Annotated in this window: 20 protein-coding genes and 1 pseudogene; 14 read left to right on the forward strand and 7 right to left on the reverse strand. The window is 65.0% G+C overall.

The genetic code is table 11. From position 1 onward, the window contains the following. From A5634_RS14725 to A5634_RS14770, 10 genes are all read left to right on the forward strand, one after another. Positions 1-862, forward strand: an 862-nt coding sequence (locus A5634_RS14725) for an MCE family protein (RefSeq protein WP_065144786.1), incomplete at its 5' end; no start/stop codon positions are given. Then, complete coding sequence (locus tag A5634_RS14730; protein WP_065144787.1) at positions 859-1899, forward strand: virulence factor Mce family protein; 1041 nt, start codon at positions 859-861, stop codon at positions 1897-1899. The genes A5634_RS14725 and A5634_RS14730, both read left to right, overlap by 4 nt. Next, entirely contained in the window at positions 1896-3458 is a 1563-nt protein-coding gene (locus A5634_RS14735; protein WP_065144788.1) for a virulence factor Mce family protein, read from the forward strand. The genes A5634_RS14730 and A5634_RS14735 overlap by 4 nt, the downstream gene beginning before the upstream one ends. Continuing rightward, the gene (locus A5634_RS14740; protein WP_065144789.1) at positions 3455-5065 is read left to right on the forward strand and encodes a virulence factor Mce family protein; all 1611 of its coding nucleotides are present in this window, start codon (positions 3455-3457) and stop codon (positions 5063-5065) included. Before A5634_RS14735 ends, A5634_RS14740 begins: the two co-directional genes overlap by 4 nt. After that, the gene (locus tag A5634_RS14745) at positions 5062-6231 is read left to right on the forward strand and encodes a virulence factor Mce family protein (protein ID WP_065144790.1); all 1170 of its coding nucleotides are present in this window, start codon (positions 5062-5064) and stop codon (positions 6229-6231) included. Before A5634_RS14740 ends, A5634_RS14745 begins: the two co-directional genes overlap by 4 nt. After that, positions 6225-7784 carry a virulence factor Mce family protein gene (locus A5634_RS14750; protein ID WP_065144791.1) on the forward strand — a complete coding sequence of 520 codons (1560 nt, stop codon included), beginning with the start codon at positions 6225-6227 and terminating at the stop codon, positions 7782-7784. The genes A5634_RS14745 and A5634_RS14750 overlap by 7 nt, the downstream gene beginning before the upstream one ends. Next, positions 7754-8602 carry an Mce protein gene (locus tag A5634_RS14755; RefSeq protein ID WP_065144792.1) on the forward strand — a complete coding sequence of 283 codons (849 nt, stop codon included), beginning with the start codon at positions 7754-7756 and terminating at the stop codon, positions 8600-8602. The genes A5634_RS14750 and A5634_RS14755 overlap by 31 nt, the downstream gene beginning before the upstream one ends. Then, positions 8599-9576 (forward strand): RDD family protein, encoded by a 978-nt coding sequence (locus A5634_RS14760; RefSeq protein ID WP_065144793.1) that lies wholly within the window; start codon positions 8599-8601, stop codon positions 9574-9576. Before A5634_RS14755 ends, A5634_RS14760 begins: the two co-directional genes overlap by 4 nt. Beyond that, complete coding sequence (locus tag A5634_RS14765) at positions 9573-10124, forward strand: mammalian cell entry protein (protein WP_065144794.1); 552 nt, start codon at positions 9573-9575, stop codon at positions 10122-10124. Before A5634_RS14760 ends, A5634_RS14765 begins: the two co-directional genes overlap by 4 nt. Continuing rightward, the gene (locus tag A5634_RS14770; protein ID WP_437339978.1) at positions 10121-10852 is read left to right on the forward strand and encodes a hypothetical protein; all 732 of its coding nucleotides are present in this window, start codon (positions 10121-10123) and stop codon (positions 10850-10852) included. Before A5634_RS14765 ends, A5634_RS14770 begins: the two co-directional genes overlap by 4 nt. 6 nt (positions 10853-10858) lie before the next feature. On the opposite strand, the gene A5634_RS14775 is transcribed toward A5634_RS14770, so the two are convergent. The 5 genes and pseudogenes from A5634_RS14775 to A5634_RS14795 form a co-directional block, all read right to left on the reverse strand. Beyond that, positions 10859-11956 carry a phosphodiester glycosidase family protein gene (locus tag A5634_RS14775; protein WP_253861641.1) on the reverse strand — a complete coding sequence of 366 codons (1098 nt, stop codon included), beginning with the start codon at positions 11954-11956 and terminating at the stop codon, positions 10859-10861. A 94-nt stretch (positions 11957-12050) separates the two neighbouring features. Then, complete coding sequence (locus tag A5634_RS14780) at positions 12051-13523, reverse strand: YhgE/Pip domain-containing protein (RefSeq protein WP_065144797.1); 1473 nt, start codon at positions 13521-13523, stop codon at positions 12051-12053. A 36-nt stretch (positions 13524-13559) separates the two neighbouring features. After that, the gene (locus tag A5634_RS14785) at positions 13560-14273 is read right to left on the reverse strand and encodes a pirin family protein (RefSeq protein WP_065144798.1); all 714 of its coding nucleotides are present in this window, start codon (positions 14271-14273) and stop codon (positions 13560-13562) included. 10 nt (positions 14274-14283) lie between these two features. Continuing rightward, the gene (locus A5634_RS14790) at positions 14284-15675 is read right to left on the reverse strand and encodes an alpha/beta hydrolase domain-containing protein (RefSeq protein WP_065144799.1); all 1392 of its coding nucleotides are present in this window, start codon (positions 15673-15675) and stop codon (positions 14284-14286) included. Further along, positions 15672-16768: pseudogene (locus tag A5634_RS14795) on the reverse strand (sigma-70 family RNA polymerase sigma factor). Before A5634_RS14795 ends, A5634_RS14790 begins: the two are co-directional and overlap by 4 nt. Between A5634_RS14795 and A5634_RS14800 the strand changes: the two are divergent. From A5634_RS14800 to A5634_RS14815, 4 genes are read left to right on the forward strand one after another with little or no spacing between them, the layout of a single operon-like run. Next, positions 16716-17555: an alpha/beta hydrolase gene (locus tag A5634_RS14800; RefSeq protein ID WP_065144800.1), complete on the forward strand. Its 840-nt coding sequence runs from the start codon at positions 16716-16718 to the stop codon at positions 17553-17555. The pseudogene A5634_RS14795 and the gene A5634_RS14800 sit on opposite strands and share 53 nt — an antisense overlap. A 43-nt stretch (positions 17556-17598) precedes the next feature. Next, positions 17599-18348, forward strand: a complete 750-nt coding sequence (locus A5634_RS14805; RefSeq protein WP_065144801.1) for a DUF2786 domain-containing protein — start codon at positions 17599-17601, stop codon at positions 18346-18348. Then, positions 18345-18854 carry a TIGR04338 family metallohydrolase gene (locus A5634_RS14810; protein ID WP_065144802.1) on the forward strand — a complete coding sequence of 170 codons (510 nt, stop codon included), beginning with the start codon at positions 18345-18347 and terminating at the stop codon, positions 18852-18854. The genes A5634_RS14805 and A5634_RS14810 overlap by 4 nt, the downstream gene beginning before the upstream one ends. Next, positions 18851-20971, forward strand: a complete 2121-nt coding sequence (locus A5634_RS14815) for a beta-glucosidase (protein WP_253861634.1) — start codon at positions 18851-18853, stop codon at positions 20969-20971. Before A5634_RS14810 ends, A5634_RS14815 begins: the two co-directional genes overlap by 4 nt. A gap of 35 nt (positions 20972-21006) precedes the next feature. On the opposite strand, the gene A5634_RS27405 is transcribed toward A5634_RS14815, so the two are convergent. Both A5634_RS27405 and ilvD read right to left on the reverse strand, forming a co-directional pair. Then, complete coding sequence (locus tag A5634_RS27405; protein WP_081290437.1) at positions 21007-21153, reverse strand: metallothionein; 147 nt, start codon at positions 21151-21153, stop codon at positions 21007-21009. Between the two features lie 324 nt (positions 21154-21477). Further along, on the reverse strand, positions 21478-23172 hold the full coding sequence (gene ilvD / locus A5634_RS14820) for a dihydroxy-acid dehydratase (protein ID WP_065144803.1): 1695 nt from the start codon (positions 23170-23172) through the stop codon (positions 21478-21480). Positions 23173-23258: the final 86 nt, after the last annotated feature.

Genomic DNA, 23258 nt, shown 5'->3' on the forward strand with positions numbered 1-23258 from the left:
GATCAACACCCTGTTCCAGACCCTCACCTCGATTGCGGAGAAGGTCGATCCGGTCAAGCTCAACCTGACACTCAGTGCGGCCGCGCAATCACTGACCGGGCTGGGCGACCGGTTCGGCGAGTCGATCGTCAACGGCAACAAGATCCTGGACGACATCAACCCCCAGATGCCGCAGGCACGTCGTGACATCCAACAGCTCGCTGCCCTCGGCGACGTCTACGCCGACGCCGCACCGGAGCTGTTGGACTTCCTGAACAATTCGGTGCCGACGGCTCGCTCGATCAACGCCCAGCAAAAGGACCTGGACCAGGCGCTATTGGCAGCCGCCGGATTCGGCAACACCGGCGCCGATATCTTCGAGCGCGGCGGGCCGTATCTGGCGCGCGGCGCAGCAGACCTGAAGCCGACCGCACAGCTGCTGGACACCTACAGCCCCGAGCTGCTCTGCACGCTGCGCAACTACCACGACATCGAACCCAAGGCCCGCCAGTTCCTCGGCGGCAACGGCTACTCGCTGGACAGCCACTCCCAGATCCTGTCCGCCCTGGGCATGATGCTGAACCCGATTTCGCTGGTTCCGCTGCTGCTGTCGCAGGTCGGCGGGCTAGCCGCCGGACTGGTCGGTGGGGCGCCGAACCCGTACACCTACCCGGAGAATCTGCCGCGCGTCAACGCACGTGGCGGCCCGGGCGGTGCACCGGGATGTTGGCAGCAGATCACCCGTCAACTGTGGCCCGCACCGCAACTGGTGATGGACAGCGGCAACAGCCTCGCGCCTTACAACCACTTGGATACCGGTTCGCCCTACGTACTCGAGTACGTCTGGGGCCGTCAAGTAGGGGACAACACGATCAACCCATGAAAATCACCGGGACGCTCGTCAAACTCAGCGCTTTCGCAATAGTGCTGGTGCTGTTCAGCATCATGATCATCGTCGTGTTCGGTCAGATTCGGTTCGACCGGACCAACTCCTACTCCGCCGAGTTCAGCAACATAAGCGGACTGCGCAACGGCCAGTTCGTCCGCGCGTCCGGAGTGGAGATCGGCAAGGTCGACAAGGTCGAGCTGATCGACAATGGCAAGCGGGTGAAGGTGACCTTCAACGTCGACCGCGCGATCCCGCTGTACCAGTCGACGACCGCGCAGATCCGCTACCTCGACCTGATCGGCAACCGTTACCTCGAGCTCAAGCGCGGCGAAGGGGACGGCTCCGACAAGATCATGTCGCCGGGTGGATTCATCCCGCTGTCGCGGACCTCGCCGGCACTCGACCTGGACGCGCTGATCGGTGGCTTCAAACCGGTGTTCCGCGCGCTCAACCCGGACAAGGTCAACACGATCGCGTCGGCCCTGATCACCGTGTTCCAAGGTCAGGGCGGCACGATCAACGACATCCTCAACCAGACCGCACAGCTCACCTCGCAGCTTGCCGAGCGTGATCAGGCGATCGGCGAGGTGATCAAGAATCTGAATACGGTGCTGGACACCACGGTTCGGCACCGCAAGGACTTCGATCAGACGGTCAATAACCTCGAGGTGCTGATCACCGGGCTCAAGGACCACGCCGACCCGCTGGCCGCCGGCACCGCGCACATCAGTAACGCCGCCGGGACGGTGGCGGACCTGCTGGCCGAGGACCGCGCCCTGCTGCACAAGGCGATCAACTATCTCGACACCATTCAGCAGCCGCTGATCGATCAGCGGGAGCAATTAAACGACTTCCTGCACAAGGTGCCGTCCGCACTGAACTTGATCGGGCGCGGCATCGGCTCCTACGGCGACTTCGTGAACTTCTACTCCTGCGACATCAGTCTCCGAATCAACGGGCTGCAGCCCGGGGGGCCTGTCCGCACTGTCCGGCTCTTCCACCAGCCGACAGGAAGGTGCACACCCCAATGAGAACGCTTGAACCGCCCAACAGGCTTCACATCGGGTTGATGGGCATCGTGGTGACGCTGCTTGTCATCGGGGTGGGTCAAAGCTTCACCAGCGTGCCCATGTTGATGGCAAGGCCCAGCTACTACGGGCAGTTCACCGACACCGGCGGCATCAACAAGGGCGACAAGGTGCGCATCGCCGGCATGGACGTCGGCAAGGTCGAGGCCATCAAGATCGACGGCGATCACATCGTGATGAAGTTCTCGATCGGTACCGAAACCATCGGAACCGAGAGTCGGCTGAACATCCGTACCGACACCCTGCTCGGCAAGAAGGTTCTCGAGATCGAAGCCCGTGGCAACCAGCCGCTGCGGCCGAACGGGACCTTGCCGCTGGGCCAGAGCACCACCCCGTACCAGATCTACGACGCATTCCTGGACGTCACCAAAGCGGCCACCGGCTGGGACATCGACACGGTCAAGAAGTCGTTGCATGTGTTGTCCGAGACCATTGACCAGACCTACCCGCAGCTCAGTCCCGCCCTCGACGGTGTCGCCAAGTTCTCCGACACCATCGGCAAGCGCGACGAGGAGATCAAGCATCTGCTGGCCCAAGCCAACCAGGTGGCCAGTGTCCTCGGTGACCGCAGCCAGCAGGTGGACCGGCTGCTGGTAAACGCCAAGACACTGCTGGCCGCCTTCAATGAACGTGGTCGCGCCATCGACGCACTGCTCAGCAACGTCGCCGCATTCTCGACCCAGGTTGAGGGTCTGCTCAACGACAACCCGAACATCAACCACGTGCTGGAACAGCTGCGCACCCTCAGCGACCTGTTGGTCGAGCGCAAGGACGACCTGGCAAACGGACTGCTGATGGTCGGTGGGTTCTTGCCGTCACTGAACGAAGCCATCGGATCGGGACCCTTCTTCAAGGTGGTCATTCACAACCTGGTTCCGGGTCAGATCATCCAGCCGTTCATCGACGCCGCGTTCAAGAAGCGCGGTCTGGATCCCGAAGAGTTTTGGCGCAGCGCCGGGTTGCCGGCGTACCGGTTCCCCGACCCCAACGGCACGCGCTTCCCCAACGGTGCACCGCCGCCGCCGCCGCTGGTGCTGGAAGGTACCCCGGAGCACCCGGGACCGGCTGTACCGCCGGGCTCGCCATGCTCCTACACGCCGGCCGCGAACGGACTGCCGACGCCAGGCAATCCGCTGCCCTGCGCCGGTCTGAACATCGGGCCGTTCGGTGGATCGCCGTTCCCGGCGCCACTGGATGTTCTGACATCGCCGCCCAACCCGAACGGGGTGCCGCCGGTACCGGGCATTCCGATCGGCGGACGGCCGGGCGAACCGGTGCCCGACGCTCCCGGCACCCCGGTGCCGCTGCCGCCAAACGCACCGCCGGGTGCTCGCACCGAACCGATCGGACCGGCCGGACCGGTAGCACCGCCGTCGACGTTCGCACCGGGGCTGCCTCCGGGTCCCGCGGCCCCGCCGGGACCGGGCAACCAGTTGCCGGCACCGTTCATCACGCCAGGTGGCACCGGCGGTAGTGGCGCAGCGGGAGGTAGCGAGAATTGAGCACCATCTTTGACGTCCGCAACATCCGCCTGCCGAAAATGTCGCGGGCGACGGTCATCATCGGCTCGCTGATCGTGGTGCTCGGGCTGGCGGCCGCCTTTGTCGGGTGGCACCTGTACCAGAAGCTGACGACGAACACGGTCGTCGCCTACTTCTCAGAGGCCAACGCGCTGTACGCGGGTGACAAGGTCCAGATCATGGGCCTGAAGGTCGGCACGATCGACAGCATCGAGCCGGCCGGCGACAAGATGAAGGTGACCTTCCACTACTCCAACAAGTACAAGGTGCCAGCCAACGCTTCGGCGATAATTCTCAACCCGACCCTGGTGGCGTCCCGCGCAATCCAGCTCGAGCCGCCCTACAAGGGCGGACCAGTGCTCGCGAACAACGCGGTAATCCCGCTCGAGCGCACGCAGGTTCCGGTGGAGTGGGACGAGCTGCGCAACAGCATCACCCACATCATCAACGAGCTCGGGCCAACGCCGGAGCAGCCTCAAGGACCCTTCGGCGAGGTCATCAACTCGTTCGCCAATGGTCTCGAGGGCAAGGGCAAGCAGCTCAACACCACCCTGGACAACCTGTCACGGGCGCTGACAGCGCTCAACGAAGGCCGGGGCGACTTCTTCGCCGTCGTCAAGAGCCTGGCCATGTTCGTCAACGCGCTGCACCAGGACGACAAACAGTTCGTGGCGTTGAACCAGAATCTGGCCGACGTGACCGGTCGCCTCGCGAGTTCGGATCAGGCGCTGGCGGCCACGCTGCGCCAGTTGGACAGCCTGTTGACCACGGTTCGCCCGTGGCTGGACAAGAACAGCGAGGTGCTGACGCACGACGTCAATAACCTTGCCACACTGACCAATACGCTGTTGCAGCCCGAGCCGCTGAACGGTCTGGAAACCGCGTTGCACGTGCTGCCGACGGCTGCGGCCAATGTCAACCTGATCTATCACCCGTCCCACGGTTCGCTGGTCGCCGTCCCGGAAATCACCAGCTTCGCCAACCCGATGCAGTTCATCTGCAGTTCGGTCCAAGCCGGCAGCCGGTTGGGGTATCAGGAATCCGCCGAACTCTGCGCCCAGTACATGGCGCCAGTGCTCGACGCAATCAAGTTCAACTACTTCCCGTTCGGTTTGAACACGTTCAGCACCGCCGAGGTATTGCCGAAGATGGTCGCCTACTCCGAGCCGCGGTTGCAACCGCCAAACGGATACAAGGACACCACCGTCCCGGGTATCTGGGTGCCGGACACCCCGTTGTCGCACCGCAACACCCAGCAAGGCTGGATCGTTGCGCCGGGTATGCAGGGCACCCAGGTGGGTCCGATCACGGCCGGCCTGCTGACTCCCGAGTCGCTGGCTGAGCTGATGGGTGGACCCGACATCGAGCCGGTTCAGTCGACGCTGCAGACGCCGCCGGGACCGCCCAACGCATACGACGAGGTCCCGATTTTGCCACCGATCGGCCTGCAGGCTCAGGTGCCGGTACCGCCGCCCGCGCCGGGGCCAGGGGTGATTCCCGGCCCGGTCGCGCCGGTGCCCGCCGGCCCGGGTCCGGCACCGGCTCCCGTCGGCGCACCGCTACCAGCTGAGGCAGGAGGAGGACAGTGACCGCGAAGAGCGTGTTACACCGAGTCCGTCGCGGCGGCTGGCAGGCGCTGGTGCTGCTGCTGGCGACCTTGATGCTCAGCTCCTGTGGCTGGAAAGGCATCTCCCAGGTGGCCATCCCGGGGGCGCCGGGCAGCGGGTCCGACGCGTACACCGTCTACGCCCAGGTGCCCGACACCTTGGCGATCAACGGCAACAGCAAGGTGATGGTTGCCGACGTCGAGGTCGGCTCGATCCGCAAAATCGAGCTGAAGAACTGGATCGCCACGCTGACGCTCGGGCTGAAAAAAGACGTCAAGCTGCCCAAGAACGCCATCCTCAAGATCGGCCAGACCAGCTTGCTGGGTTCGCAGCACGTCGAGTTGATTTCGCCGCCCGACCCGCAGGGAACGCTGCGCAACGGTGACACGATTCCGCTGAAGAACTCGTCGGCGTATCCCAACATCGAGCAAACGCTGGCCGTCATCTCGTTGATCCTGCGCGGTGGCGGCATTCCTAACCTGGAAGTGCTGCAGAACGAGATCTACGCGATCTTCCACGGCCGGGGCGACCAGATCCGTGGTTTCCTGAACAGGCTCGACACCTTCACCCGTCAGCTCAACGAGCAACGCGACGACATCACGCATGCCATCGACTCGACGAACCGGCTGCTCAGTTATGTCGGTAACCGCAACGATGTGCTGGAACGCGTGCTGACGGACTTCCCGCCGCTGCTCAAGCATTTCGCGGACACCAAGAACCTGCTGATCAACGCAGTCGACTCGGTGGGCCGGTTGAGCTCGGCCGCCGACCAGTACCTGGGCGACGCACGGGCCAACCTGAACACTGACCTGCAGGCGCTGCAGTGTCCGTTGCGGGAACTCGGTCGGGGGTCGCCGTACTTGATTGGCGCGCTGAAGTTGATCCTGACGCAGCCGTTCGACATCGACACGGTGCCGAAGATCTTCCGCGGTGACTACCAGAACGTGAACGCCACGCTCGATGTGACGCTGAGCGCGGTCGACAACGCGGTGCTGACCGGTACCGGATTCTCCGGGGCGCTGCGCGCGATCGAGCAGTCGTTCGGCCGCGACCCGGAGACGATGATTCCTGACGTCCGCTATACGTCGAACCCGAACGACGCGCCGGGCGGACCGCTGGTGGAAAGGGCGGAGCGAGGCCAATGCTGACACCCTTTATCAAGCGCCAGTTGTGGATGTTCTTGGCGCTGACCGTGATTGCGCTGTCGGTGCTAGGCATCTACTACTTACAGGTGCCGACCCTGGTCGGGTTGGGGCGCTACGAGTTGACCGCGGAGCTACCGGCATCGGGTGGTCTGTATCCCACCGCCAACGTGACCTACCGCGGCATCACCATTGGCAAGGTCACCGAAGTCGAGCCCACACCCAACGGTGCTCGAGCCACGCTGAGCATCGACAGCCGCTACAAGATTCCTCTCGACGCAACGGCCAACGTGCACTCGGTGTCGGCGGTCGGTGAGCAGTACCTCGACCTGGTGTCAACCGGGAACCCGGGGAAGTTCTTTGCGTCCGGCCAGACCATCACCAAGGGCACGGTTCCGAGCGAGATCGGGCCGGCGTTGGACACCGCGAACCGCGGACTCGCCGCGCTGCCGAAGGAAAAGATCCCGAAGCTGCTCGACGAGACGGCGCTGGCGGTCGGTGGCCTAGGGCCCGCCTTGCAGCGACTGGTCGATGCCACTCAGGCGATCGTGGGTGACTTCCACACCCAGATCAACGACATCAACGACATCATTCAGCACTCGGGACCGGTCCTGCAGAGCCAGGTTGATTCCGGTAGCGCCATTCAGCGTTGGTCGCACAACCTGAATGTGTTGGCCGCGCAAAGCGCGCAGGAGGACCAGCATCTGCGGAGCGTGCTGACCCAGGCGGCGCCGACGGCCGACCAGGTCAACGACGTATTCTCCGGCGTGCAGGAATCGCTGCCGCAGACGCTGGCGAACCTCGAGGTGGTCTTCGAGATGTTGAAGCGCTACAACAAGGGCCTCGAACAGGTGTTGGTGTTCCTGCCACAAGGCGCCTCGATCGCGCAGACGGTGGCGGCGCCGTTCCCGAACCAGGCCGCACTGGACCTGGCCCTGGCGATTAATCAGCCGCCGCCCTGCCTGACCGGCTTCATCCCGGCCGAGCAGTGGCGATCGTTTGCCGACACCAGTGTGCAGCCGTTGCCGGTCGGGACCTACTGCAAGATCCCGATGGACACCCCGGCCAACAGCGTGCGTGGTTCGCGAAACATTCCGTGTGTCGACGTTCCCGGTAAACGGGCCGCGACGCCGCGCGAATGCCGCAGCACCAAGCCCTACGAGCCAGCCGGTACCAACCCCTGGTACGGCGACCCGAACCAGTTGCTGAGCTGCCCGGCGCCCGCGGCGCGCTGTGACCAGCCGGTCAAGCCGGGGCTGGTAGTCCCGGCGCCGTCGGTGAACAACGGGTTGAACCCGCTGCCGGCCGATCGGCTCCCACCGGGGGGCCTGACACCGCCACCGATCAGCGACCCGCTTACGCGACCCGGAACGGGCGCGGTGCAGTGCAACGGACAACAGCCCAACCCGTGCGTCTACACTCCGGGCGGGCCCCCCTCTGCGGTATACAGTCCGCAGAGTGGTGAGCTGGTCGGGCCCGACGGGGTCAAATACTCCGTCGCAAACTCAACCAAAACAGGAGACGACGGATGGAAGGAGATGCTGGCGCCAGCCGGCTGAACCCCATCAACGAGGACGATTCGCTGGGTCCGGAGGTGACGGTCGAGGATTCGAAAGATTCTGAGGCCGGAGCCGACCCGACTGGTTCCGCGGTGACGGTCGAGGATTCGAAAGAATCCGAGGCCGGAGCCGACCCGACTGGTTCCGCGGTGACGGTCGAGGATTCGAAAGAATCCGAGGCCGGAGCCGACCCAGACAGCTCTGCGGTGACGGAATCCGACGAGAATGCATCCGATGACGGTGCAGCCGAAGAAGCAGCCGCCGAAGATGCAGCCGCCGAAGAAGCAGCCGCCGAAGATGCAGCCAGCGGGCGGGGCCCCTCGCGGGTAGGCCGCGGGTGGTTCGCCGCGATTGCGGCCATCCTGCTCATCGTCGCCGGGGGGGTCGGAGCCAGCGGCTACTATGCGCTGCGCTCTCACCAGGACATTCAGGCGTTGCAGCGCAATAACGCGTTGGCCCTGAGCATTGCCAAAGACTGCGTCGCCGCCACGCAAGCGCCCGACACCAGCAGCATGGCCGCCAGTGAGCAGAAGATCATCGATTGCGGCACCGACCAATACCGCACCCAGGCGCTGCTCTACAGCAGCATGTTGGTGCAGGCGTATCAGGCCGCGGATGTGCACCTCAAAGTCTCGGCATTGCGTGCGGCGGTGGAACACAACAATCCCGACGGCTCGGTAGACATGCTCGTGGCGATCCGCATCAGCCTGTCGAACGCCGAGCAGCAGAATCAGGAAACGGGCTATCGACTGCGTGTGCGGATGTCGCCGACCGACGGCACCTACAAGATCTCCAAACTCGACCAGGTGACGAAGTGACGGTGGTGGTCGAAAAGATCAAGACCACGGACGCCACCCAGGACTTACCCGAGAAAGCCTTGGCGCCGTGGCATCTGCGCGCCGCAGCGTTGACCGTCGACATACTTCCGGGCATGGCCGCAGCCACGACGTTGGCCATGGTTTCCTTCACCCTGCCGGCGCGTGGCGTGTGGTGGTGGATATCCACGTCCCTGCTCGGTGTCGCCGTGCTGCTGGTGCTGGTGAACCGGTTGTTGCTGCCCAGCGTCACCGGCTGGAGCCTGGGCCGCGCGCTGTTCGGCATCGCAGTGACCCGTCGCGACGGTGCCGATATCGGCCCGTGGCGGCTGCTGCTGCGCGACCTGGCGCACTTGCTCGATACCGCCGCGCTGTTGGTGGGTTGGTTATGGCCGCTGTGGGATCCGGAACGCCGGACCTTCGCAGACATGTTGGTCAAGACCGAGGTGCTCCGCGTCGTACCGCATGAGCGGCCCGGCCAGGTGCGGAAATGGACCGCGATTGCGCTGACCGCCGCCGCGGTCCTGTGCCTGGGCGCCACCGGTGTCGGTTACGGCGTGGTGTACGCCAACGCCCAGGCAACCGAACGGACCCGGGACGAGATCTCCAAGCAGGGCCCTAAGATCGTCGCCCAGATGCTGACCTACAACCCGAAAACCCTCCACGACGACTTCGCCCGCGCGCTGTCGCTAACCACCGAGAGATACCGTCGTGATCTGGCCGCTCAGCAGGAAGTGGTGCAAAAGGGTCACCCTGTCGTCAACGAATATTGGGGTTCGACCAACTCGGTACTGGCTGCCACTCCGAATTCCGCCAAGATGTTGTTGTTCTTGCAGGGCCGGCGTGGCGAGGGCCAGGAGGTCCGGTACATCACCGCGAGCGTCCGGGTGAACTTCGTCAAGCGCGACGACGGCCGTTGGCTCGTCGACGGCCTGACCGTCCTGGCCAAACCGAAACCGCCGGCGGAACACAAATGAGTCCCCGCCGCAGGTTCGAACCCGGCGAGGACTCGCTGCTCGTCGCGCAACCCATACCGCCGAAACAGTGGGTGCTGCCGGTGGTTTCCACAGCTGCATCGGTGCTGATGGTCGCCGCGATCGCGCTGTCCACCTTCATGCTCGTCGACCATCAGTCCCGTGCGCGCACCGCCGAGCGCGAAACCCAGGCCGTTAACTACGTGAAGTGGTTCATGACCGGCTTCACATCCGTTGATCCGTTCCACGCCAACGAATACATCGAACGGATCATGGCGCAAGCCACCGGCGACTTCGCCAAGGAGTACATGGACAAGGCCAACGAAATCCTGCTCCAGGTGGCCCGTGCGGAACGATCCACCGGGACGATTCTGGAGGCCGGCGTGGAACGCTGGAACGACGACGGCAGCGTGACGGTCCTGGTGGCCACCGACGTCACCTCCAAATCACCGGACGGGAAACAGGTCTTCGAGAACACCAACCGTTGGTCGGCGACCGCTAGGCAGGAAGGGAATCAGTGGAAGATCAGCAACCTGCAGCAGGTCATCTGACCGACGAGGCTGGGGACGGCTCCGACCAGGAGACAACCCAGGCCGAGGCATCGGCGGCCGAGCCGACTGACGAAGCCGAACCGGCTGACGAAACCGAACCGGCAGCGACCGAGTCGGACGAGGCCGCGTCAGAAGAGGATTCAGCCCAAGAGCCAGCCGAAGCGACACCTAAGGCCAAGAAGAAGAAAGAAAAGAAGAAGCGGGAAAAGAAGAAAGGCCGCGTGGCCGCGGTCATCGCCGCGGCGGCTGCGATCCTGTTCGTCGGCTCCGCTGCCTTCGCCGGCGCGACGGTGCAGCCCTACCTGTCCGAGCGTGCCACCGTCGAGGTCAAGGTGAAGGTGGCGCGGGCAGCGGCCAACGCGGTCACCGCACTGTGGAGCTACACCCCGGAGAACATGGACACCCTCGCCGACCGCGCGGGCAGGTACCTTGCCGGAGACTTCAGTGCGCAGTACCGCAAGTTCGTCGAAGAAAAGGTCGTCGGCCCCAACAAGCAGTACAAGATGACCAACTCGACCGAGGTCACCGGCGTCGCGGTCGAGACGCTGGATGGCCCGAATGCGGTGGTGATCGTGTATACGAACACCACGTCGACCACCCCGCTGAAAAAGAACATCCCCTCGCTGCAGTACCTGGCGTACCTGATGACGATGAAGCGTGAGGGTGACCGGTGGCTGGTGACGCGGATGAATACCATCACCTCGCTGGACGTGACACCTCACGTGTAGCCGGGTCTAGTTGAACGCGAGCCAGCTCGGTAGCGCCCGCTCGCGCGAGTCGCACAGCACTTGGCGGGTGTCGCAGGATCCCTTGGGCGCGCCCGCACCGGCCCACATTCCCCCGGTGTCACGGCGTACCACGATCGCCGAGGAGCCGCCGCCGTCGAGCAGCACGGCGGTGTCACTGCCTAGGCCCCGGAACAGATCCTGGATGTTGTCCGGGGTGTAGCTGCCGCCCTCGAAGATGTACATCTCGTCCCGCTGCTTCGCGTAAGCCAGCGCGGTCCGGGCCGCGCTGGGTCCGCCGTCGTGTAGTTGTCCGGTATTGCCCGGAGACAGCAGCCCAATCCCGGCGACGGCAACGAACTTCGCATTCTTGTTAAGCAGGTCCTGGATTACCGGTGTGGCGAGGTCGTAGTCCTCTCTGCCCTTGGGGCGCAACACATATGGCGCGGACCCTATCGGCAGGATCATCGTTGTGAGCGATGTCCACGACTCGTTGCCGCCGGACAGGCCTTGCTTGCCGGGGTAGGCGACGGTGCCCGTGACGGCCTGGTTGGCCCGGCCTTGTCCCCGGGTGTTGTCCACGAACGCGCCGAGCGGTGAACTGCAACCGGTGTCGCGCCAGGATCCGCCCTTTTGGCCGCGCACGTCGAAGAAGTTGGCGTTGATCGCGATCGTCGGCTGTCCCATTCGTTGCCAGGCCTGCAGCGGGGCGTAGATCTCGGAGGCCTGCCACAGACCCTCGCTGGTGCGTGCGCCAGGGTTGTTCTCGCACTTAGCTTGGTCGCCGGTGTGGGTGTCCACCAACAGGTGTGGCTGCAACCTACTCGACGCGCCCTTGATGATCATCAGGTGGCCGCCGTTGTTCATTTCGTACCAGCGGCCGCTGCCGTCCAGAAGCGGCATCGGATGTCCGGCACCGAAGTTGTAGACCAGATAGGAGCCCTTGGTGGCGGCGATGGCTTGTTGCAACATTTCGCGGCCATCGGCGGCGCGGGCTACCGGTTGTCCGGTCGTGCCGGCCAAAGTGATACACAGCGCCAGGACAGCGCAGCCAGCCGTCAGTCTGCGCAAGACGGCAGATGGCGTCAGCACGGGAAGCCCTTTCAGCCGATATCGGGGAAAGCAACTATCCCAGAATTAGTCACGTCGGCCACACTGTCAACTTTTGTAACAGGGCCGTGACGGTTAGGCCGCGCTGGAATTACGTTTGCTCAGTTGAACTTTCGGGCTCAGCGGCCTCGGGCTCAGCCGTCTCGGCCTTGGTCTCAGCCGTCTCGGCCTCGGTTTCGGTTTCGGTTTCGGTCTGGGTCTCGGGTTGGGCTTCGCTCTGATCGGCGGCCTCGCGCACCTTCTGGCGAGCTTGGTGCTGCGCTTGGTGTTCAGCGGCGATGGCCAGCGCAACCGCACCCTGAATTCGGTGGAAACCCTTGCGGTCGTACAGGTGTGTGACGACACCGCCCAACAGCAGTCCGATTACCAGGCCGATCGACGTCATCGTCAATGCCTGCGACAGCCCGGCATCCGCGTGACCGTCGAGGTAGAGCAACGACCGCACGCCCAGGAACACCTGATGCATCGGCTCGAACTCGGCGAGCCACCGGAAGAACGGCGGCACTGCTTCCAGCGGCACCGTGGCACCAGCCGACGGCAGACCCAGAATCACGAAGATCAGCATGCTCACCAGCAGACCCATCGAACCCAGCACGGCGATAAGTGAACTGGAGGTGATGCCCACGGCGCTGATCGCGAACACACCGAACAGCCACAACTGCCAGCCCAGCGTGATGGGCATGCCCAGCTTGTGGGCGATCGCCATATAGATACCCGAGGTCAGCAACGCCAGGATCACCATCAGTCCCCACTTGACCAACAGGGTGCGGAAGCGCGAGATTCTGGCCTGTTCGGCGAAGCGGTAGACCGGGCCGAATTCGGCGGGGACATAACCCAGCATCGAGTCGACCAGGGTGCTGACGACGATGCTGCCGGTGAAACCCGCTAGCAGCAACAACAGCGCATAGTAGAAGGCCGACAGGCCGTTTCCGGTGCCGTCGGGCAACGGGTTGTAGACGTTGGACCTGACGTCGATCGGATTGCCCAGGGCCAGGGCCGAAGCACCCGCGATCTGGCCGCCGGTCTGGGCTAGTACGTCAGCCGTAAGTCGTTCGCCCACTTTGCCATTCGCCACCGCCATGGCGTGGTTCAGGGTCTGGCCCGCGATGCTGGAACCGAGTGTGCCCGCCCGTGGATTGGTAGAGATCGTGACCGTGGGTCGTTCGGCGCGATTGGCCGTCAGGGCGCTCTCGCCGAGTTCCCGCAATCGCGACGAGAACCCGGGCGGAATCACCAACTCGCCGTATATCTGCGCCTTATCGAGCAATTGTTTTGCCTCGGGCTGGGGGATAACTCGAACATCGAACTTCTGCTTGTCCAAGCCGGCCACCATGCCCTCGACGATCTGCTTGCCGTAGGGTCCGGCGTCCTGGTTGACCACGGCGATCGGGAAATGTCGCAGGTTGGTGGTGGGGTTCAGGATGCCGCCCAAATACAGCGCGGACAACGCGGACATCAGGGCCAGCGTGATGACGATGGGCGCCAGCCAGAACTTCGCCGTCCGCAGCTCCTTGGTGCCGCGATTGGGCTTGGGGGCTGCGTGTCGGGGCTGCTTCTGAGACATGCGGGCTCCTGTCTGTCGAGCCTACTCTAATGTCGGCTAGCCACCCAGCGCCGTCTGCATCTCCCAGACGAGGACTTCGGCGGGCTCGTCGGCAGAGAGCGCGCGGCCGTCGCCGTCGCTGAACCGGACGGCGTCCCCAGCGCCAAGTGCGCCGGCCCCCTCGACGGTGAGACCGCCGCGGGCGACGAACACGTGCAGGTAGGGCGCGGCGGGCAAGGCGATCGTGTCGCCCCGTTGCATCCGTGCGCAGTGCAAAGCCGCGCCCCGGTTATGCAGCGCGATCGCGGCATCGTGTGCCGGCATCCCCGAGGCGATGGTGACCAGGTTGCCTCCGAGTAACTCGTCGCCAACTTCGTGCTGTTGATAACTGGGCGCGAGACCGGATTGGCCGGGTACCACCCACATCTGCACGAAATGCACTGGCTGCGTAGATGAATCGTTCTTCTCCGAATGCAGTATCCCGCTGCCCGCCGACATGCGTTGCGCCAGGCCGGGATAGATGACGCCGTGGTTACCGGTGGAATCCTGGTGTGTCAGTTCACCTTCCAGGACCCAGGTGACTATTTCCATGTCCCGATGCGGGTGGGTGTCGAAGCCGGAGCCGGGCGCGACGACGTCATCATTGTTCACCAGCAACAACCCGTGGTGGGTATTGTCCGGGTCGTAGTAGTCGCCGAACGAGAACGAGTGCCGCGATTCCAGCCACTGCGTAGTGGTGACGCCTCGATCCGCAGCGCGCCGGATGTCCATCTTCGGCGTGCTAACCGACCGGGTAGGTCGCGGCTGCGAGTTGCAAAATCTCGTCACGGTCGGCCGCTAGGACGAAACCGGATGAGATCGCGTCATCTGTTGCCGCAGTGAACTTTTCCAGATATTCGGACTTGCCGCCGGGATACAGCCGTTGCAGCGTGGCGTCGTCGAAGGGTTCGCCGGTGCCGAAGATCGCCGCCATGATGCTGTCCTCGGTGGCATTGCCGGAGGTGCGGGCGACCGGCACATCGACCCACGGGGTCCGCACGCCACCTACGGCGATGCCGTTGGCGTCCAGCACCGGTTCTGGCTGCACGCCTTCGCGCACCGTCAGCGCTGGCCCGCTGGGGGGTGCCTCCCCGGTGCGGACCCAGTTGGTCAGTGCGGCAAGGGATGCCTGGACGACGTAGTGGTGCTGTGGTCCAAAGTTGATGTAGTGCCCAAGTTGCTGACCCATCAGGTTGTCGGTGGGTGCGTAGGCCGCCGCGAGAGCTTCGATCGACGCGGTACCGGAGTCGATGGGCGCCACCTGGATCGTGTAATTGTCGGCGTGCGCAGCGCCGGCGATCTCCCAGACCCGCAGCTTGTCGTTGTCCGGTTGGCGGGCCGCGTAATACCCCTGCCGGCCGGCGCCGTACAAATCGGTTTCGGTGATGATTGCCAGCAGCGGGACGCGCAGGTCTGGACGGAATTTGACCGCTTGTGACGTCGTGGACTGCAATTCGTCGAAAATCGAGCTGTTGTCCAGTGGCCCGACCGGCCCGAAGCGGGAATGCACCAGGAACCCGTCGTAGCCGGCGGCCAACGGATCGACCCCGTTGATGTAAGTGGTGAGAAACATCGCGGACTGCGATTCGCCAACGGCCACAACATGTTCTGGCCTCAGCTCGCCCAGCAGGCCATTACGGACCAACTCGCCGGTTTGGGAGAAAATGTCATATGCATACGCATCGCCCGGATGGCTCAGTGCGGCATAGCGTTTCGGGTTCTGGCTCTTCAAGGACATGTCGATTCCGAGCAGGCTCACGCCGCCGTCGACGCCGACTTTCTGGGCCGAGACCATCACGTACGTGTACCCGGCGCGCAGGATCTCGCGATGGGCCATCATCCACACGGCAGGAGCGTCGATTCCACCGCTGACATTGAGCCATTCGACCAGCGCGGTGCCATTGAACCGGGCTGGGTCGGTGGGCGTGAGCACCACCACCCGAGTGGTGAATTCGGCTGTGTCCGAAGTTGTTACCTGCCAGCGACCATCTAGACCCAACTCCGACTCCGCGGCGTAGGACGAGGCCGTCCCGGATACGAAGTACTCCGCTGCCGCATAACCGACGGTGCCAATGTCAAAGCCGCCAAGCAACAATGCTGGTTGCCCGGACACCGGCGTGACAGTCGGGGTCATAGCGACTCCGGCAATCCGAACTTGGGGAACAGTGTCCCGTCGAGGAAGGCCACCACGTGGGAGACCCCCCGCGACCCGATGTCGAGCACGTGGAGTTGAAAGGGCACGTGCCGATCACCCGCGCGCATGTACATCGCGGCGGCGGGCTGGCCGTTGGCAAGCAGCGGGATCAGCCGCATATCGCCGGGCAACTCGGCCGGGCACTGGGTGTGAATGAGGGCGATGATGTCTTGGGCGCCCCGGTACCAGCCGGTGTAGGGCGGCATCTCCCAGATCGCCTCGGCGGTGAAAATGTCTACCAGCCGGTCGATGTCGTAGCTTTCGAACGCGGCGATGTAGCGCGCCAGCAGCTCCTGCGCCTCAGCCGAATCCGGCGCGACCAGCTTGTCGTCGGCGCTGGGCGAGACCGTATCCAACTGGGCGCGGGCCCGTTGCAGCAGGCTGTTGACGGCGACGGTGGTGGTGCCGATCGCCTCGGCGACCTCGGCGGCCCTCCACTGCAGCACGTCGCGCAGCACCAGTACCGCCCGTTGCCGCGGCGACAGGTGTTGCAGCGCGGCGACAAAAGCCAACCGCACGGATTCACGCGACCCGGCGATCACGGATGGATCCTCCGCCTCCGGCAGCGGCTCCAGCCAGGCCACTTCAGCGCGTTCGAGCAACTCTTCCGTCGGGTCGGAGTTGGCGTGGCCCAGCCCGGTGGGCAGCGGCCGTCGTTGCCGGCCTTCCAGCGCGGTCAGGCAGGTGTTGGTGGCGATGCGGTGCAGCCAGGTGCGCACCGAGGACTTGCCCTCGAACCGGTCATACGATTTCCAGGCCCGCAGCAGCGTTTCCTGCACCAGGTCCTCGGCGTCGTGCACCGAGCCGGTCATCCGGTAACAGTGAGCGAGCAGCTCACGCCGGTACGGCTCGGCATGGGCGGCGAAATCCCCGCCGGTCTCAAAGGCGCTTTCGGTGAGAACACTCACCCGGTTGAGAGTACGCAAAGTGTCTGACAGCACAACGCGGAGAGCGGTCGTCCAGCCCGTAAGCTGCCCGTAATGACTAGCACCCGAACCGAACGGAACTTCGACGGCAGAGGCGGTGTCCCCATCGTCTACGACGTGTGGACGCCGGACGTCGCGCCACGTGCGGTTGTGGTGCTCGCGCACGGTTTCGGCGAACACGCCCGGCGCTACGACCACGTCACCCAACGACTGGGCGCGGCCGGACTGATCACCTATGCACTCGACCACCGTGGACACGGCCGCTCGGGTGGCAAGCGAGTGCTGGTCAGAGATGTCTCGGAATTCACTGCCGACTTCGACACGCTGGTCGGCATCGCCACCCGGGAAAATCCCGGCCTGACGCGCATCGTGCTCGGACACAGCATGGGCGGCGCGATCGTGTTCGCCTACGGGGTGGAGCGTCCCGACAACTACGACCTGATGATCCTGTCGGCGCCGGCCATCGCCGCGCAGGAGATGGTGCCGTCGGTGGTGGCGCTGGCCGCGAAGGTTCTGGGCGTGGTGGCGCCCGGTCTGCCGGTGCAGGCTCTGGACTTCAATGCCATATCGCGCGACCCCGAAGTGGTCAGCGCTTATGACAAAGACCCGCTCGTTTATCACGGCAAAGTCCCGGCCGGAACCGGGCGGGCGCTGCTGCAGGTGGGCGAAACGATGCCGCAGCGGGCGCCGGCGTTGACTGCCCCGCTGCTGGTGGTGCACGGCACGGGGGACTCGTTGATCCCCGTCGAAGGCAGCCGCCGTCTGGTGGAATGCGTGGGTTCGACGGATGTCGAGTTGAAGGAATACCCGGGCCTGTATCACGAGGTTTTCAACGAGCCGGAGCAGGACCAGGTGCTCGACGACGTGGTTGCGTGGCTCGACCGGCACCTGTGAAGCGGCGAACGGGAATGTCGTGGGGCTGCGTTAGTTTGGCGGCATGACCGACGACAAGATGTTGTCCCGTATCGCGGCGCTGCTTCGTCAGGCTGAAGGAACCGACAATGCACACGAGGCGGACGCGTTCCTGAGTGCCGCGCAACGGTTGGCGACCGCCGCATCCATTGATCTGGCTGTCGCGCGCTCCCACTCCGCAAACCGATCGGCCGCCCAGGCGCCCGTCCAGCGGACCATCACCATCGGCGCGGCCGGCACGCGCGGGCTGCGCACCTACGTGCAACTCTTCGTGGTCATCGCCTCGGCCAACGACGTGCGTTGCGACATAGCGTCGAACTCGACGTTCGTTTATGCCTATGGATTCGCCGAGGACATCGACGCGACGCACGCGTTGTACGCGAGCCTGGTGGTTCAGATGGTCCGGGCCTCGGATGCGTATCTGGCTTCGGGTGCGCACCGACCCACACCCACCATCACCGCCAGGCTCAACTTTCAACTGGCCTTCGGCGCGCGCGTCGGCCATCGCCTGGCCGAAGCTCGCGAGCAAGCCCGCGAGGAAGTGGCCAAGGACCGCACTCGCGCGCCAGGTACCGCTATTGCCCTGCGGGACAAGGAAGTTGAGCTGCGTGACTTCTACCGCGGTACGTCGAAGGCGCGCGGTACCTGGCAGGCCAACCGGGCCACGGCCGGGTACTCCTCGGCGGCCCGACGCGCGGGCGACCGGGCCGGCCGTCGGGCGCGGCTGGGCAACAGCCCCGAGTTGCCCGGAGCGCGGACCGCGCTGGGCCGGTGAGTTCGGCCGCGTCGCCACGAGATTCTCAGCGCGCCAAGGTTTATGCCGCTGAGGTATTCGTCCGGACGATGTTCGACCGGGCCGCCGAACACGGATCGCGCGGCATCGAGTTCTTCGGCACCCAGTTGACACTGCCGCCCGAAGGCCGGTTCGCATCGGTGGCATCGGTGCAGCGCTACGTCGATGAGGTGCTGGCCGTGCCGGCGGTGCGCGAACAGTGGCCGCAGGTCGCGCCGCTACGCGTGCGTGCGCGGCGGTCGGCCACGGCTGCGCACTACGAAAACCGGGACGGCTTGGGCACTATCGCCGTCCCGGACCGGGTCAGCGCGGACTGGGCGATGCGCGAGCTGGTCATACTGCACGAGGTGGCTCATCATCTGAGCCAGGAACCACCGCCGCACGGCCCGGAGTTCGTGGCGACGATGTGCCGGCTGGCGGAGTTGGTGATGGGTCCCGAACTCGGGCACGTGCTGCGGGTGGTTTACGCGAAAGAGGGTGTGCGGTGACCTCAACTGACGATCCGGATGCACGGGCCGGCGAGGTCGAGGCCCAGCTGACCGACGACGAGCGGTTCGCCCTGCTGGTCGGGGTGATGGGCGCCGGAGATCTATGGCCGTTGCGTGATGAAAGGATCCCGCCGGACGCGCAGATGAGCGCCGCGTACGTGCCAGGAATTCCCAGGCTCGGAGTTCCGGCACTGCAGATGAGCGACGCGGGCCTCGGGGTCACCAATCCCGGATTCCGCCCGGACGATACCGCTACGGCGCTACCGGCGGGCCTGGCGCTGGCGGCCAGCTTCAACCCGGCGCTCGCCCGCGCCGCCGGTTCGGTGATCGGCGCCGAAGCACGCAGTCGCGGTCTCAACGTGCAACTGGCCGGTGCCATGAACCTGGCCCGCGACCCGCGCAATGGCCGCAACTTCGAATACCTCTCCGAGGACCCGCTTTTGACCGGCGTCATGGCCGCCGAGCAGATCATCGGGATCCAGGAACACGGCGTCATCTCGACCACCAAACACTTCTCGCTGAATTGCAACGAGACCAACCGCCATTGGCTGGACGCGGTCATCGATCCCGCCGCGCACCGAGAATCGGACCTGCTGGCCTTCCAGATCGCCATCGAGCGAGGCACCCCGGGTGCGATCATGGCTGCCTACAACAAGGTCAACGGCGCCTACTGCGCGGCTAACGCCGACCTGCTCAACGACGTGCTGAAAGGTGCCTGGGAATACCGGGGTTGGGTGATGTCGGACTGGGGCGGCACACCGGGGTGGGAGTGCGCACTGCACGGCCTGGACCAGGAGTGCGGTGCCCAGATCGACGCGCTGCTCTGGCAGGCCGAGGCCTTCGGAGAGCCGCTGCGCACCGCCTACGCCGAAGGCCGGCTGCCCAAGGAACGGTTGTCGGATATGGCCCGGCGGATCCTACGTTCGATCTTCGCTGTCGGCCTGGACCGTTGGCAGCCAGTCGCGGACCCAGATATGCAGGCGCACAACGAGATCGCCGCAGACATCGCGCGGCAGGGAATCGTGTTGCTGCAAAACCGGGGCGTTTTGCCGGTGACGGATGCCGGGCGTATCGCCGTGATCGGCGGTTATGCGCACCTCGGCGTGCCGGCCGGGTTCGGTTCCAGCACCGTCGTGCCGGCGGGCGGCTACGCCGAGGTGATCCCGATCGGCGGAGTCGGTCTGGAAGCGGGACTGCGCAATCTGTACCTGCACCCGTCCAGCCCGCTGGAAGCGTTGAAGGAGCAATTCCCAACTGCGCAAATCGATTTCGATCCCGGAGTCAACCCGGCCGAGGCGGTGTTGGCGGCCCGCGGGGCCGACGTCGCGATTGTCTTCGCTGCCCGGGCCGAAGGCGAGGGTTTCGACAGCGTCGACCTGTCGTTGCCCTGGGGCCAGGACGCGCTGATCGCCGCCGTCGGTGCGGCCAACCCGAATACCGTGGTGGTGCTGCAGACCGGGAACCCGGTAGCCATGGGATGGCGCGATTCGGTAAACGCGATCGTGCAGGCGTGGTACCCCGGCCAGTGCGGCGGCCGCGTCATCGCGGAAATACTTGCCGGACAGGTGAATCCGTCGGGCCGGTTGCCGATCACGTTTCCGATCGGTCTTGCCCAGCTGCCACGCCCGGAACTGCCGCGGCCCGAATGGCCACTGGGCGAGCCGACCATCATCGAGTACTTCGAGGGCGCCGACGTCGGCTACCGCTGGTTTGCGCGCACGGGGGAGGCCCCGCTATTCGCGTTCGGTCACGGCTTGTCCTACACGACTTTCGAGTACCGCGACCTCGAGGTGATCGGCGATGAGACCGTCACTGCTACCTTCACCGTGCTCAACAGCGGACAACGCGGCGGGGCCGATGTGCCGCAGCTGTATCTGACCGCCGCTCCCGGTGATCAACGGTTGCGGTTGCTGGGCTTCGAGCGGGTCGAACTCGAACCCGGTCGGTCTCGTCGGGTCAGCATCGAAGCGGATCCGCGCCTACTGGCCCGCTATGACGGCGGGGCCAGGGCGTGGCGGATCGCAGCGGGGTTACACACGGTAGCGGTCGGCGCCTCGGCCGTGAACCTGACGCTGGTCGACGAGATCGAACTGGCCGGCCGTACGTTCGGATGCTGAGGGGCGCGTCCGAACGTACGACCGGCCTGCTAGACCTACTTGACGGGGACGAGTTCTTCGCCGCAGGTGCAGCGGTAGGCCTCAGTGGCGCCGGAGCAGTGGCATGGAGCCTCAATGCGAACGCGACAGCCGCAGCCCTCGTGGCCACAGGTCAACACGGTTCCAGCTTCGTGAGTTGCCATTAGGTATCACCTTCATCTGTCGTGGGTTGATTCCGCCTCCGAGTATATACCCCTTGGGGGTACGGGTAAATAGGGCTAGCACGGCGCCGGCGTTAGGGAAATGCCCGGCGAAGCGAACCCGCAAACCGTCTGGCTCTTGTGGGCAGTCTCGGCGGCCGTCGAGGTCAGCGATGCCGCCGCGCGGGTGTTCGTGGTTTGAGTGTGAGCTGACGGCATTCAGTGTTCCGTCAGGGTTGGAATTTCCCGATTTTCCCGCCGTATCGGCACACTCAACGCCGACGATTCACACTCGTAGCAAAGGCTGGGCTCGTAGCAAAGAGTGGGCTAGGTGCAGACCGCGCCGATCGCGGCGGACCCGACGAGCTTGACGTACTTGGCCAGCACGCCCGTCTTGTACCGCGGCGGAGGAGGAGTGAAATCCGTTTGCCGAGAAGCGAATTCGTCAGGATCAACCAATACGTCGAGGGTTTGCTTAGCCACGTCGAGACGTATTTGGTCGCCGTCCCGCAAGAAAGCGATGGGTCCGGCGTCGACGGCCTCGGGCGCGATGTGTCCCACGCACAGGCCCGTCGTCCCGCCGGAGAACCGGCCGTCGGTAAGCAACAGCACGTCCTTGCCCAGCCCGGCGCCTTTGATGGCGCCGGTGATGGCCAGCATCTCGCGCATTCCGGGACCGCCCTTGGGTCCTTCGTAGCGGATCACCACTGCGTCGCCGTTGGTGATCGTGCCGTCCTCCAAAGCGTCGAGGGCCGCCCGCTCGCCGTCGAAAACCCTTGCGGTGCCCTCGAATACGTCGGAATCGAAACCGGCGGACTTGACCACCGCGCCTTCGGGTGCCAGCGATCCGCGCAGGATGGTGATGCCGCCGGTGGGGTGGATCGGGTTGCTCAGCGCGCGCAGTACCTTGCCGTCCGGGTCCGGCGGGGCGATGTCGGCCAAGTTTTCGGCGACGGTCTTGCCCGTCACCGTCAGGCAGTCGCCGTGCAGCAGCCCGGCGTCCAACAAGGCTTTCATCATCACGGGCACACCACCGATGTGGTCGACATGCGACATGACGTGCCGGCCGAATGGCTTGACGTCGGCCAGGTGCGGCACCTTCGAGCCGATCCGGCTGAAGTCGTCGAGGGACAGTTCCACCTCGGACTCATAGGCGATGGCCAGCAGGTGCAGCACCGCGTTGGTCGAGCCACCGAACGCCATCACCACCGCGATCGCGTTCTCGAAAGCCTCCCGGGTCAGGATGTCGCGCGCGGTGATGCCCTGGCGCAGCAGTTCGATGACGGCCTGACCGCTGCGACGGGCAAACCCGTCGCGACGCCGGTCAGTGGCCGGAGGCGCAGCGCTGCCCGGCAGCGACATGCCCAGTGCTTCGGCGGCGCTGGCCATGGTGTTGGCGGTGTACATGCCGCCGCAGGCCCCCTCGCCGGGACAGATGGCCCGCTCGATCGCGTCGACGTCCTCACGGCTCATCAGCCCGCGCGAGCACGCGCCAACCGCCTCGAAGGCGTCGATGATGGTGACCTCACGTTCGCTGCCGTCGGACAGCTTGGCCACTCCCGGCAGGATCGAGCCCGCGTAGAGGAACACCGACGCCAGGTCCAAACGGGCGGCGGCCATCAGCATCCCGGGCAGCGACTTGTCGCAGCCGGCCAACAGCACCGAGCCGTCCAGCCGCTCGGCCTGCATCACGGTCTCGACGCTGTCCGCGATCACTTCGCGGGAGACCAGCGAGAAATGCATGCCCTCATGGCCCATCGAGATGCCGTCGGAAACCGAGATGGTGCCGAACTCCAGCGGGTAGCCCCCCGCCTGAAAAACGCCTTCTTTCACGGCCTTGGCCAACCGGTCGAGGGACAGGTTGCACGGGGTGATCTCGTTCCAGGACGACGCGACCCCGATCTGGGCCTTGGCGAAGTCCTCGTCGCCCATTCCTACCGCCCGCAGCATCCCGCGGGCTGCGGCCTTTTCCAGGCCATCGGTGACGTCGCGACTACGGGGTTTGATGTCGGCTTGGGGCATCCTGCAAGTATGCGGTGCGCCGCCACCGCGCCAAAATCAATTTCCGCCTGGAGCTGATACCCTCGTGGGGTATAAGGGTTGGGAGA

The organism is Mycobacterium asiaticum (genome assembly GCF_001673365.1).
Taxonomy (GTDB): Bacteria; Actinomycetota; Actinomycetes; order Mycobacteriales; family Mycobacteriaceae; genus Mycobacterium; species Mycobacterium asiaticum_A.